The organism is Pseudomonas sp. MWU13-2862 (assembly GCF_023242495.1).
GTDB classification, from domain to species: Bacteria; Pseudomonadota; Gammaproteobacteria; order Pseudomonadales; family Pseudomonadaceae; genus Aquipseudomonas; species Aquipseudomonas gingeri_D.
This window is the reverse complement of the sequence record NZ_JALMEZ010000016.1, coordinates 1-13,918: the sequence shown is the minus strand read 5'-3', so window position 1 is coordinate 13,918 and position 13,918 is coordinate 1. Positions and strand designations below refer to the sequence as shown.

Genomic DNA, 13,918 nt, shown 5'->3' with positions numbered 1-13,918 from the left:
CCCGAGTCTTGTATTGCCCGTGAGGCCGTCTTGAGACGCCCCGCCCCGACCCACTTCAACGAGGGCTGCATTTCATGTCCCAAGAATTCGATTACATCATCATCGGTGCCGGCTCCGCCGGTAACACCCTGGCCGCCCGCCTGACCGAAGACGCTGGCGTCACGGTCCTGCTGCTCGAAGCGGGCGGTCCCGACTACCGCTTCGACTTTCGCACCCAGATGCCCGCCGCCCTGGCCTTCCCGCTGCAAGGCCGGCGCTACAACTGGGCCTACGAAACCGATCCGGAACCGCATATGGACGGTCGCCGGATGGAATGCGGTCGCGGCAAGGGCCTCGGCGGCTCCTCGCTGATCAACGGCATGTGCTACATCCGTGGCAACGCCCTGGACTACGACGGTTGGGCCAAGCTGCCCGGCCTGGAAGACTGGGCCTACCTCGACTGCCTGCCGTATTTCCGCAAGGCCGAAACCCGTGACATCGGTCCAAACGACTATCACGGCGGCGAAGGCCCGGTCAGCGTGACCACGCCCAAGGCCGGCAACAACCCGCTGTTCCACGCCATGGTCGAAGCCGGCGTGCAGGCCGGTTACCCGCGTACCGTCGACCTCAACGGCTACCAGCAGGAAGGTTTCGGTCCGATGGACCGCACCGTCACGCCCAAGGGCCGTCGCGCCAGCACCGCCCGTGGTTACCTGGACACGGCCAAGCAGCGCTCGACCCTGACCATCGTCACCCACGCCCTGACCGACAAGATTCTGTTCGAAGACAAGCGTGCGGTCGGCGTGCGTTACCTGCTGGGTTCGGCCGAAGAACCGGTCGAAGTCCGCGCCCGCAAGGAAGTTCTGCTGTGCAGCGGCGCCATCGCCTCGCCGCAGATCCTCCAGCGCTCCGGCGTCGGCCCGGCCAAGCTCCTGCAAAGCCTGGATATCCCGCTGGTCCACGACCTGCCGGGCGTCGGTGAAAACCTCCAGGACCACCTGGAGCTGTACCTGCAATACGCCTGCACCCAGCCGGTCTCGCTGTACCCATCGCTGCTGTGGTGGAACCAGCTGGCCATCGGTGCCGAATGGCTGTTCAACGGCACCGGCATCGGCGCCAGCAACCAGTTCGAAGCCGGCGGTTTCATTCGCACCCGCCCGGAATTCGAGTGGCCGAATATCCAGTACCACTTCCTGCCGGTGGCGATTAACTACAACGGCAGCAACGGCGTGAAAGAACACGGCTTCCAGGCGCACATGGGTTCCATGCGTTCGCCGAGCCGCGGTCGGGTGCAGGCCAAGTCCAAGGACCCGCGCCAGCACCCGAGCATCCTGTTCAACTACATGGCCACCGAGCAGGACTGGCAGGAATTCCGCGACGGCATCCGCCTGACCCGGGAAATCATGCAACAGCCGGCTTTGGATATTTACCGTGGGCGTGAAATCAGCCCGGGGATCGAGGTGCAGACCGACGAGCAACTGGACCAGTTTGTCCGCGAGCACGCCGAGACCGCCTTCCACCCGTCCTGCTCGTGCAAGATGGGCACCGACGAGATGGCAGTGGTCGACAGCCAGGGTCGCGTGCATGGCATGCAGGGCCTGCGGGTGGTCGACGCGTCGATCATGCCGATCATCACCACCGGCAACCTGAACGCGCCGACGATCATGATCGCCGAGAAAATCGCCGACAAGATCCGTGGCCGCCAGCCACTGCCGCGCAGCAAGGCCGACTACTATGTGGCGGGTGAGGCGCCGGTGCGTGGCAAGCCGCTGCGTGAAGTGAGCCGCACTGCGCAGTAATCCCTGAAAAGCTTCGCGGGCAAGCCCTGCTCCTACAGTTTTTTGTCGTTCACAGAATTTGTGTACGCCACCACCTTGTAGGAGCAGGGCTTGCCCGCGAATGCGTCAGTTCAGGTAACATCAATCTCCCACCACACAACGTAAACAATCCCCACACCGCCCTACCCTTGCTCCTACCCACCGCGCAGGCCTAATCTAATGGCGCGCAAACGTTTCACCCCCGCCCCAATTCGACACGCCGCCACATTGCTGGCCACGAGGCTTTCCCATGTTTGATGTCGTATCTTCGAGCAAATGGCCCACCGGCTACCTGATCAATCCCAACCCCGAGCCCATGGACCCCAAGTGGCTGACGGAATTCAGCAAGATCCCGGCCGCCGCGGTCAGCGACTGCCTCGGTCGTAACGTCGGTGGACTGGGCCTGCGACCGTTCCACGGCAACACCCCGATGCTCGGCAATGCCCTGACCGTACGCGTGCGTCCGGGCGACAACCTGATGATCCTCAAGGCCATGCAGATGGCCCGTCCGGGCGATGTGCTGGTGATCGACGGCAGCGCCGACCTGACCCGCGCCGTGTTCGGCGGCATCATGCGCGCCATGGCCCTCAAGGCCGGTATCGTCGGCGTGGTGATCAACGGCGCCCTGCGCGACCTCGACGAATGGCAGACCGGCGAACTGCCGGCCTACGCCATCGGCGGCGTGCACCGTGGCCCGAGCACCGACGGCGGTGGCGAGATCAACGTACCGATTTCCTGTGCCGGCATGCTGGTGACCCCGGGCGACCTGATGATCGGCGACGGTGACGGCGTTGTCGCCGCGGCCCGCTCCGAACTGCCGGAACTGCTGATCCGCTGCCACGACCTGCTGGCGCGGGAAAAAGCTACACTGGCGGCGATTGAAGCCGGCACCCTGGACCCGGACCGCTTCGACGCGATCCTGCGCGCCAAGGGCTGCCCGCTCTAAGGTCAACAGCCTCAAGAGCTTCGCGGGCAAGCCCTGCTCCTACAGTTTTTCGTCGTTCACGGCACTTGTGTACGACACTACCCTGTAGGAGCAGGGCTTGCCCGCGAAGAGGCCCTCCCGAACACCCCGCACAAGGAGGTTCCCCATGTTCGACTTCCACCCCCAGCTCAAGCAACGGTTCGCCGGCTTGCGCACGGGCGCTGAATTCTTCTCGCTGCGTTACGTGCGCGAATCCGGCCAATACCTGTCGGTGCGCAAGAACGTCGCGGAACCCCCAAGCCTGCGCCTCGACGAAGGCGCGATGCTGACCGTCCGCGTCAACGGCGTCGAAGCCTATGCCGCGACCAACGACCTGTCCCAGGCCGGCCTGCAAAGCGCCCTCGAACGTGCCGAAAACTACGCCCGCTTGATGGCCCCCCACGCCCTGCTCGACCTGCGCCAACAGGCCGTGTCCAGCGACCGCGCCGATTACCGCTCGCCCCAGCTCGACCAGCCCTTCCCGTCACTGAGCGACTGCTACGCCCTGCTCGGCGCCGAATCCGCCGCCGTGCCCAAGGATGAGCGGCTGGTCAACTGGGAAGTCAGCCTCGGCCTGACCCAGGTCGAACAGATCTACCTCAACAACGCCGGCGCCGAACTGCGCCAGGCCCTGCGCTTCGTCTACCCGGGCCTGAGCGTCACCGCCTACGACGGCGCGGACAGCCAGACCCGTACCCTGGGCCGGGAAAACTTCGGCCAGCAAGGCAGCGCCGATGTCATCGGCCGCTCCGGACTGATCGGCGCCGGCACCCGGGTCGCCGACCAGGCCCTGCAATTGCTGCTGGCGCCCAACACCCCGCAAGGCCCGCGCGACCTGCTGCTGACCCCGGACCAGATGATCCTGCAGATCCACGAATCCATCGGCCACCCGCTGGAACTGGACCGTATCCTCGGCGACGAGCGCAATTACGCCGGCACCAGTTTCGTCAAGGCCAGCGACTTCGGCAGCCTGCAATATGGCTCGGCGCTGCTCAACGTGACCTTCGATCCGACCATCGCGCAGCAACTGGCCAGCTACGGCCATGACGACGACGGCACCCCGGCCCACAAGGAGTTCCTGATTCGCGAAGGCCGCCTGCTGCGCCCATTGGGCGGCGCGCTGTCACAGTTCCGCTCCGGCCTCGACGGCGTCGCCAACAGCCGCGCCTGCAGCTGGAACCGCGCGCCCATCGACCGCATGGCCAACCTCAATATCGAACCGGGCGACCAGTCCTTCGCCCAACTGGTCGGCGGTATCGAGAAAGGCATCCTGATGTCCACCAACCGTTCCTGGTCCATCGACGATGCCCGCAACAAATTCCAGTTCGGCTGCGAATGGGGCCAACTGATAGAAAATGGCGAGCTCAAGGGCGTGGTGAAAAATCCCAACTACCGGGCAATTTCCGCACAGTTCTGGCGCAATCTCAGCGCCGTCGGCAACGCCGAGACCTTCCAGGTCTTGGGCACGCCGAATTGCGGCAAGGGCGAGCCCAACCAGGTGATCCGCGTCGGGCATGCCTCGCCCGCCTGTGTCTTCAGCAATGTCGATGTGTTTGGAGGAGATGCCTGATGAGTACTTCACTGAGTCAGGTCGAACACTTCCGCGCGCTGGTCGAGGGTTTGCAGAAACAACTGCACGCCACGGAACGTTTCACCCTGGGTTATGCCGCCGAGTCGTCGGACTTTATCCGTTTCAATCAGGGCCGGGTGCGCCAGGCCGGGCAGGTGCAACAGGCCAGCTTGAGCTTCAAGCTGATCGACGACGGTCGCCACGCCGACTTGCAGATCACCCTCTCCGGCGAACCTGAGCCGGACCGTCAGCGCCTGGCGGACGGCCTGCAACAACTGCGCGAAATCCTCCCGCTGTTGCCGGCGGACCCGTACCTGCTGCTCAACCACAACGCCTGGCAAAGCCAGAACGTGCAAAGCCATCCGTTGCCGGAGACGGCGCGAGTACTGGAGGAAATCAGCCGCGCCTCGGTCGGCCTGGACCTGGTCGGGTTCTACGCCGCCGGTCCCATCAGCCGGGGCTTTGCCAGTTCCGACGGGGCCTTTGGCTGGCACCAGGCCAATAGTTTCAACTTCGACTGGAGCCTGTTCCACGAAAACGGCCAGGCGGTGAAAGCCAGCTACGCCGGCCATGACTGGAACAGCGACGGCTTTGCCCGGCGCTTCCAGCAGGCCCGTGAGCAACTCGAGTTTCTCGGCCGACCGTTGCGCACCCTGGCGCCGGGCGAGTATCGCGCCTACCTGGCACCGGCGGCGCTGGAAGAAGTCATGGGCATGCTTAGTTGGGGCGGCTTCTCGGCCCAGGCCATCGGCAGCAAGCACAGCCCGCTGCAGAAGCTTTACGCGGGCGAGGCCAGCTTCAGTCCCAGCGTCTGGCTCAGCGAGCAGATCAGCGGTTCGTTGAGCCCGGCGTTTTCCAACGAAGGCTATCCGCGTGGCGACGTGTCGTTGGTGGCCGCGGGCGCGGCGGACCAGCAGTTGATCAACTCCCGCAGTGCCGCCGAGTACGGGCTGACCACCAACGGTGCCAGCGGCGGCGAGTATCCCGGTGCCTTGCAGATGCGCGCCGGGCAACTGGCCCAGGCCGATATTCTCAAGCGACTGGGCACCGGCTTGTATATCAGTAACCTGTGGTACCTGAACTACTCGGACCAACCGGCGGCGCGGATGACCGGCATGACCCGCTTCGCCACCTTCTGGGTGGAGAACGGCGAGATCCAGGCGCCGGTCAGCACCATGCGCTTCGATGACAGTGTCTACAGCCTGTTGGGCAGCCAGTTGGAAGCCCTGACCCAGGAACGCGAGCTGCTGCTGTCGGCGAGCACCTACGACCAGCGACAGACCGCGTCGAACCTGCTGCCGGGGGCGTTGATCAGCAAGTTGACCCTGACCCTGTAAACCTGGAGTCCGCTCTCACGGACACCGCAAAACCTGTAGGAGCAGGGCTTGCCCGCGAAGCTTTTAGCGCTCTCAAGGGCCTATTCGCGGGCAAGCCCTGCTCCTACAGGTCCGCGGCGGTCACAAGATCTCTGACCGAAACACCCGCATACCTATCCGTTCAGTCAGTTGCCCTGACGCCGCCCGGCGCGCTATATATCCCTCTGTTTTTTTCACACTATCAAAACGCCACCCTCATACGGCAACACCCAGAGAAACCAGACTCGACCCGCGATTTCCTTACTCAACGCCGCACCTCTTTCATCCCCCGAAAGTGCTTTGCTGGAGCTTGATATGAATCATGGAAGCTTTGTCATCAACAACCTGTACCGGCACTTCAACATCCATGTCGAACGTATCGGCGACGATCCCCGGCGCAAGACGGTCCTGCTGGTCAACGGTGCCCTGGCCACCACCAGCTCTTTCACCCGTACCGGCAAGTGCCTGGCCGAACACTTCAACGTGGTGCTGTTCGACCTGCCCTTTGCCGGGCGCTCACAACCCTACAATCCCGATCCGGGGTTGGTGACCAAGGACGACGAGGTGGAGATCCTCCTGGCCCTGGTGCAGCGCTTCGAGGTCAATCACCTGGTGTCCGCCTCGTGGGGCGGCATTTCCACCCTGCTGGCCCTCACCCGGCACCCGCCGACCATCGAAAGCTCGGTGGTGATGGCCCTGGCGCCCGACCTGAATCCACCGATGCGGGCGTATGTGCAGCGCGTCCACGAACTGATCGCGGTGGACGACAAATCCGCCATCGGCCACCTGCTCAACGACACCGTCGGCCACTTCCTGCCACCACGCCTCAAGGCCACCAACCACCAGCACCTGTCCTCGATGCCCAGCACCGAATACCACCAGGCGCGCTTTCATATCGACCAGGTGCTGCAGCTTGGCGACGGTAATTACCTGCGGGCCTTGTCCGCGATCCAGAGCCCGGTGCATTTCATCAATGGCGCCAAGGACATCTACACCCCGGCCGCAGGTGCGCGGGTGTTCCAGGAATATATCCCCCGCAGCAGTTTCTCCGTCGCCGAAGACACCGGCCACCTGCTCGACCTGGAATCGCGCCAGGCCGCCAACGCGGTGCATCAGGCTTTGCTGGGATTTCTGCTGTCGCACGGATAGCATCGCGTCCTGTAGGAGCCAGCTTGCTGGCGATCCAGGCGACGCGGTCCATCAGGCACACCGCGTCATCGTTCATCGCCAGCAAGCCGGCTCCTGCAGGTGGCGGGTGTGTTCAAGATCTCCGGCAACGAGCACACGCCTACACCGTTCCTGACCGATCAGGCATACTGCAACTACGTAGCCAGCTAACAAACAGAGCCGCCCATGCCTGATCGTGCCCCACTCGACGTAACGACCGCTCGCTGGCTACCGTGGGTGGTAGCCATTGCCTTCTTCATGCAGTCCCTCGACGGGACCATCCTCAACACCGCACTGCCCGCCATGGCCCTCGACCTGGCGGAAAACCCCCTGCGCATGCAGGGCGTGGTGATCGCCTACATGCTCACCGTGGCCCTGCTGATCCCAGCCTCGGGATGGGTTTCCGACCGCTTCGGCACCAAACGCATCTTCTTCGGCGCAATCCTGCTGTTCAGTATCGGCTCCCTGCTCTGCGCCCTGTCGAGCTCGCTGAACATGCTGGTGGGCGCCCGGATCATCCAGGGCCTCGGCGGTTCGCTGATGCTACCGGTCGGCCGGCTGGTGGTGCTGCGGGCCTACCCGCGTTCGGAGCTGGTGCGGATCATGGGCTTCATCACCATCCCCGGCCTGCTCGGCCCGTTGATCGGCCCGACCATGGGCGGCTGGATGGTGCAGTACCTGACCTGGCACTGGATTTTTTTGATCAACCTGCCGGTGGGCCTGCTCGGCTGCTACGCGGTGTGGAAGTTCATCCCGGACCTGCGCGGCAGCGAGCGCACGCGCTTCGACGGCATCGGCTTCCTGTTGTTCGGCGCGGCGATGCTGCTGATCACCATCGCCATGGAGGGCCTGGGCGAGCTGCAACTGCCGCACCTGCGGGTGATGTTGCTGCTGTTCGCCGGCCTCGCCTGCCTGGCGGCGTATTGGCTGCGGGCCGGGCATATCGATAATCCCTTGTTCGCGCCGTCCTTGTTCAAGACCCGGACCTTTGCCGTGGGCATCCTCGGCAATCTGTTCGCCCGCCTGGGCAGCGGCGCCCTGCCGTTCCTGGTGCCGTTGCTGCTGCAAGTGGCCCTGGGTTACTCGCCGTCCCAGGCCGGGATGAGCATGCTACCCCTGGCGGCGGCGGCGATGTTCGCCAAGTCGATCGCCCGGCCGCTGATCGAGCGCCTGGGTTATCGCATCGTGCTCACCGGCAACACCCTGGCCCTGGGCATCATGCTCGCGGTCATGGGCCTGGTCACCGAGCAGACGCCTTACCCCTTGTTGCTGGCCATGCTGGCGATTGCCGGGGCGATCAACTCGCTGCAGTTCACGGCGATGAACACCGTGACCCTGATCGATCTTGACGACAAGTCCGCCAGCAGCGGCAACAGCCTGCTGTCGGTGGTGGCGCAATTGTCCCTGAGCCTCGGGGTGGCGTGCGCCGGTGCCCTGCTCGGTGGCTTTACCGCCGCGGTCGGCAACGATGGCGTGGAGACGGTGCTCGGCGCCTTCCAACTGACCTTCCTCACCGTGGGCATCATGGCGATGCTGGCGGCGACGATTTTCCTGCAGCTTTCACCCCAGGACGGGCGGCGGGCCAGGGTGGTTCAGGAGCAGCATATCGAGCACTAGGTGCCTGGGATTTATTGGGTGCGCTCAGGGGCCTCTTCGCGGCGGTGCGGCGATCCGACAAGCTCCGTTCCCACAAGTTGCGCGGTGCCTGCAACACTTGCGCCTGGCTCCGATCTCAGTGTGGGAGCGGAGCTTGCCCGCGAAGAGGCCAGCAGCCACACAACAGGTTCAAGCCATTGCCCCAAAGCAGCGCCTCCCACAACAATCAGCCTGCACTACCAGTATTTGGCTACTTTTCGTCCAGAATTTGCAGCGCCGCCAGTCGGGACTGATACACTGCGCGACATTTTGTTTTGCAGGCCAGTCCCGTGACCACCATCGCCACCGCGTTTAACTCTTTGCCACTGTCCGCCGCCATGCTGGCTAACCTCGACTCCCTCGGTTATGCCCAGATGACGCCGATCCAGGCGCAAAGCTTGCCGGTGATCCTCAAGGGCATGGACCTGATCGCCCAGGCCAAGACCGGCAGCGGCAAGACCGCGGCCTTCGGCATCGGCCTGCTGAACCCGATCAACCCGCGCTTCTTCGGTTGCCAGGCGCTGGTGATCTGCCCCACCCGCGAGCTGGCCGACCAGGTCGCCAAGGAAATCCGTCGCCTGGCCCGCGCCGAAGACAATATCAAGGTGCTGACCCTCTGCGGCGGCGTGTCCCTCGGACCGCAGATCGCCTCCCTGGAACACGGCACCCACATCATCGTCGGCACCCCGGGGCGTATCCAGCAGCACCTGCGCAAGGGCTCGCTGGTCCTGCACGGCCTCAACACCCTGGTCCTCGACGAAGCCGATCGCATGCTCGACATGGGTTTCTACGACGCCATCGAGGAAATCATTGCGCAGCTCCCGGAACGTCGGCAGACCCTGCTGTTCTCCGCCACCTATCCGGTGAGCATCAAGCAGCTGGCCTCCAAGTTCATGCGCAACCCGCAGCAGGTCAAGGCCGAGGCGATGCATGCCGACAGCCAGATCGAGCAGCGCTTCTACGAGATTTCCCCGGAAGAGCGCATGGAAGCCGTGGTCAAGGTGCTCAACCATTTCCGGCCTGAGTCCTGCGTGGCGTTCTGCTTCACCAAGCAGCAGGTCCAGGAAACCGTCGACCACCTGACCGCCAAGGGCGTGTCCGCCGTGGCCCTGCACGGTGACCTGGAACAGCGTGACCGCGACCAGGTCCTGGCGATGTTCGCCAACCGCAGTATCTCGGTGCTGGTGGCCACCGATGTGGCGGCCCGTGGCCTGGATATCGATGCCCTGGACATGGTGATCAACGTCGAGCTGGCCCGTGATTCGGAGATGCATATCCACCGCGTCGGCCGTACCGGTCGGGCGGGCGAGACCGGCCTGGCGATCAGCCTGGTGGCGCCGTCCGAAAGCCTGCGCGCGCGGGCCATCGAGGAAGTGCAGAAGTCGCCGTTGAACTGGGACCAGCTCGACAACCTCAAATCCCAGGGCGGCAGCCCGCTGCTGCCGGCCATGAGCACCCTGTGCATCGCTGCCGGGCGCAAGGACAAGGTCCGTCCGGGCGACATCCTCGGTGCCCTGACCGGCGACGCCGGGATTCCCGGTGCCCAGGTCGGCAAGATCGCGATTTTCGACTTCCAGGCCTATGTGGCGGTGGAGCGCGGTGTCGCCAAGCAGGCCTTGCAGCGCCTGAACGACGGCAAGATCAAGGGCCGCTCGTTGCGCGTGCGGATTCTCTGAATATCAAGGGCCAGCTCGGTCCCCACCATGGATCGGCTGGCCTTGCTCGTGCAAACAGCGGAAACCTGTAGGAGCAGGGCTTGCCCGCGAAGACGTCAGTATTATCAACCTGATCTTTCGGATAGCCCACACCGGCCCCTTCGCGGGCAAGCCCTGCTCCTACAAGGTTTCGTGGTGTTTTCAAGATCACGTTACCCTATCCGCAGTGTTTTCAAGACCGCATTATCCTAATCGCCTTCCGAGGACATCGTTGTGCCCGTTACTGAAGTTGTGATCATCGGCGCCGGTGCCGCCGGCTTGATGTGCGCCTTTACCGCCGCCGCCCGCGGGCGCCAGGTGATGCTGATCGACCACGCCAACAAGGCCGGCAAGAAAATCCTGATGTCCGGCGGTGGTCGCTGCAATTTCACCAATATGTACAGCGAACCCGGCAATTTCCTCTCGCAGAACCCGCACTTCTGCAAGTCGGCCCTGGCCCGCTACACCCAGTGGGATTTCATCGCGATGGTGGCCAAGCACGGCGTGCCCTATCACGAGAAAAAACTCGGCCAGCTGTTCTGCGACAACAAGTCCAGCGACATCCTCGGCATGCTCCTCGACGAGTGCGACCAAGCCGGCGTCAGCCTGCACCTGGACACCGCCATCCAGCACATCGAAAAGCTGGAAAGCGGCTACCTGCTGCAAACCACCCTTGGCCAGATCACCTGCCAATCCCTGGTGATCGCCACCGGCGGCCTGTCGATCCCGACCCTGGGCGCCACCGGCTTCGGTTATCAGGTGGCCAAACAGTTCGGCCACCAGGTGTTACCGACCCGCGCCGGGCTGGTGCCGTTCACCATTACCGATCAACTCAAGGCCCTCTGCACCGAGCTGTCCGGGACCTCGGTGGATTGCCTGGTGAGCTGCAACGAGCAGAGCTTCCGGGAAAATATCCTGTTTACCCACCGCGGCCTCAGCGGCCCGGCGATCCTGCAGATTTCCTCGTTCTGGAATCCTGGCGATACGTTGCATATCAACCTGCTGCCGGACCACGACGCGCTGGACTGGCTGCAACAGCAACAGGCCGAACGGCCCAACAGCGAGCTGAAAACCCTGCTGGGCGAGTTGTTCACCAAGAAAATGGCCAACCTGCTGGCCGAACACTGGTTCGTCTCCAAGCCGATGAAGCAGTACACCCCGGCGGAGTTGGCCGAGGTCGCGCAGAAGCTCGGCGACTGGCGACTGGTCCCGGCCGGCACCGAAGGTTATCGCACCGCCGAAGTGACCCTGGGCGGTGTCGACACCCGGGAAGTGTCGTCGAAAACCATGGAATCGCTGAAAAGCCCGGGGTTGTATTTTATCGGTGAAGTGCTGGACGTCAGCGGCCACCTGGGCGGCTTCAATTTCCAGTGGGCCTGGGCCTCGGGCTATGCGGCGGCGCAATTCGCCTGATCCTTGGGACAATCGCTGATCACGGAACAAATTTTGCTGTAGACGATGTGGCGCCATTGTAATGCCGCCCGTCTACCCATCATTCAGATCAATCGCTTGGCAGGCTCTCTCACCTTCATGGCATCCACCTCGTTCAACCAGTCCCTGCGCCGTCTCTGGGCGCTGGACAAATTCAGCTATAGCGTTCGGGTGTTTATCGCCCTGACCGGCATCATGACCCTGTGCTGGTTCCAGAACGAGATGAAGCTCCTGATCCCGTTGTTCCTCGGGGTCATCGCCAGCGCCCTGGCCGAGACCGACGACAGTTGGCAAGGCCGCCTCAACGCCCTGGCGGTGACGCTGGTGTGCTTCAGTGTCGCGGCGTTCTCGGTCGAGTTGCTGTTTCCCTATCCCCTGGTCTTCGTCTGTGCCATGGCCCTGGCGGCCTTTGCCCTGACCATGCTCGGCGCCCTGGGCGAACGTTATGGCGCGATAGCCTCGGCAACCCTGATCCTCTCGGTCTACACCATGATCGGCGTCGACCAGCGCGGCGGCGAAGTCGCCAACCTCTGGCACGAGCCGATGCTGCTGGTGACCGGCGCGGCCTGGTACGGCGTGCTCTCGGTGCTCTGGCAGGCGATGTTCTCCAACCAGCCGGTGCAACAGAGCCTGGCCAGACTGTTCCGCGAACTGGGTTACTACCTCAAGCTCAAGTCCTCGCTGTTCGAACCGATCCGCCAACTGGACGTCGAGGCCCGGCGCCTGGAGCTGGCCCAGCAGAACGGCAAGGTGGTGGCGGCGCTGAACAGCGCCAAGGAAATCATCCTGCACCGGGTCGGCAATGGTCGGCCGGGGTCGAAGGTCAGCCGCTACCTGAAGCTGTACTTCCTCGCCCAGGATATCCACGAGCGCGCCAGTTCCTCGCACTACCCGTACAACGCCCTGGCCGAGGCGTTCTTTCACAGCGACGTGCTGTTCCGCTGCCAACGCCTGCTACGCGAGCAAGGCAAGGCCTGCCAGGCCCTGGCGGTGTCGATCCAACTGCGCCAGCCGTTCGTCTACGACGCCAGCTTCGCCGAAGCCCTGGGCGACCTGCACGCCTCCCTGGAACACCTGCGCATCCAGAGCAACCCGGCCTGGCGCGGCCTGCTGCGTTCGCTGCGGGCCCTGGCGGCCAACCTCGGCACCCTCGACCGTCTGTTGAGCGACGCCAGCAACCCCGATAGCCTGGCCGACGCCACCGACAGCAGCCTGCTGGACCGTTCACCGCGTAATTTCAAGGATGTCTGGACGCGCCTGCGCACCCAACTGACCCCGACTTCGCTGCTGTTCCGCCACGCCCTGCGCCTGCCGCTGGCGCTGAGCATCGGCTACGGCATGGTGCACCTGGTGCACCCGTCCCAGGGCTACTGGATCATCCTCACCACCCTGTTCGTCTGCCAGCCGAGCTATGGCGCCACCCGGCGCAAACTGGGCCAGCGGATCCTCGGCACGGCCATCGGCCTGACCGCCGCCTGGGCCTTGTTCGACCTGTTCCCGAGCCCGTTGATCCAGGCCTTGTTCACCATCGCCGCCGGGGTGGTGTTCTTTATCAACCGCACCACCCGCTACACCCTGGCGACCGCCGCCATGACCCTGACGGTGCTGTTCTGTTTCAACCAGGTGGGCGACGGCTACGGCCTGTTCCTGCCGCGCCTGCTCGATACCCTGCTGGGTGCGCTGATCGCCGGCCTGGCGGTGTTCCTGTTCCTGCCGGACTGGCAAGGTCGGCGCCTGAACAAGGTGCTGGCCAATACCCTGAGCTGCAACAGCCTGTACCTGCGCCAGATCATGCGCCAGTACGCCCAGGGCAAGAGCGACGACCTCGCCTACCGCCTGGCCCGACGCAACGCCCACAACGCCGATGCGGCGCTGTCGACCACCCTGGCGAACATGTTGATGGAGCCGGGGCACTTCCGTAAGGAAGCCGACGTGGGGTTCCGCTTCCTGGTGCTCTCGCATACCTTGCTCAGCTACCTGTCGGGACTCGGCGCGCACCGCGACAACCAGTTACCGGAAGCGGTGCGTGATCATCTGCTCGAGGGTGTCGGCGCGACGCTGGCGGCAAGCATCGAAGAAGTCGCCACGGGCCTGGCGAACAAGACCCCCATCGCCATTCAAAGCGATGCCGAGGAAGCCCTGGCCAATGAGTTGGAGCAGATGCCGGACGAGATCGACGAGATCCAACGGCTGGTGCAGACCCAGTTGGCGTTGATCTGCCGCCAGCTAGGACCGTTGCGTACCTTGGCGGCGCACCTGATCAAGGATCCGGAAGAAAACGCAGAATCCTGAAACACCACGCCCCC

At 64.0% G+C, this 13,918-nt stretch carries 9 protein-coding genes; all 9 read left to right on the top strand.

Going from position 1 to position 13,918, the window contains the following annotated elements:
- Positions 1-74 precede the first annotated feature (74 nt).
- Positions 75-1,778, top strand: a complete 1,704-nt coding sequence (betA, locus tag M5C56_RS25540) for a choline dehydrogenase (protein ID WP_103498131.1) — start codon at positions 75-77, stop codon at positions 1,776-1,778.
- A gap of 268 nt (positions 1,779-2,046) precedes the next feature.
- Entirely contained in the window at positions 2,047-2,742 is a 696-nt protein-coding gene (locus tag M5C56_RS25535; protein ID WP_103498132.1) for an RraA family protein, read from the top strand.
- Between the two features lie 145 nt (positions 2,743-2,887).
- On the top strand, positions 2,888-4,330 hold the full coding sequence (locus M5C56_RS25530) for a TldD/PmbA family protein (protein ID WP_103498133.1): 1,443 nt from the start codon (positions 2,888-2,890) through the stop codon (positions 4,328-4,330).
- The gene (locus M5C56_RS25525) at positions 4,330-5,667 is read left to right on the top strand and encodes a metallopeptidase TldD-related protein (protein ID WP_103498134.1); all 1,338 of its coding nucleotides are present in this window, start codon (positions 4,330-4,332) and stop codon (positions 5,665-5,667) included. The genes M5C56_RS25530 and M5C56_RS25525 overlap by 1 nt, the downstream gene beginning before the upstream one ends.
- A gap of 333 nt (positions 5,668-6,000) precedes the next feature.
- A complete protein-coding gene (locus M5C56_RS25520; protein ID WP_103498135.1) occupies positions 6,001-6,834 on the top strand; it encodes an alpha/beta hydrolase in 834 nt (277 codons plus the stop codon).
- Positions 6,835-7,038: 204 nt separating this feature from the next.
- Entirely contained in the window at positions 7,039-8,469 is a 1,431-nt protein-coding gene (mdtD, locus tag M5C56_RS25515; protein WP_103498136.1) for a multidrug transporter subunit MdtD, read from the top strand.
- A 356-nt stretch (positions 8,470-8,825) separates the two neighbouring features.
- Positions 8,826-10,163, top strand: coding sequence for an ATP-dependent RNA helicase DbpA (gene dbpA / locus M5C56_RS25510; protein ID WP_247263367.1), 1,338 nt, complete (start codon positions 8,826-8,828; stop codon positions 10,161-10,163).
- A gap of 252 nt (positions 10,164-10,415) precedes the next feature.
- Positions 10,416-11,594, top strand: coding sequence for an NAD(P)/FAD-dependent oxidoreductase (locus tag M5C56_RS25505; protein ID WP_103498138.1), 1,179 nt, complete (start codon positions 10,416-10,418; stop codon positions 11,592-11,594).
- A 117-nt stretch (positions 11,595-11,711) separates the two neighbouring features.
- Positions 11,712-13,904: a YccS family putative transporter gene (gene yccS / locus M5C56_RS25500; RefSeq protein ID WP_103498139.1), complete on the top strand. Its 2,193-nt coding sequence runs from the start codon at positions 11,712-11,714 to the stop codon at positions 13,902-13,904.
- Positions 13,905-13,918 lie beyond the last annotated feature (14 nt).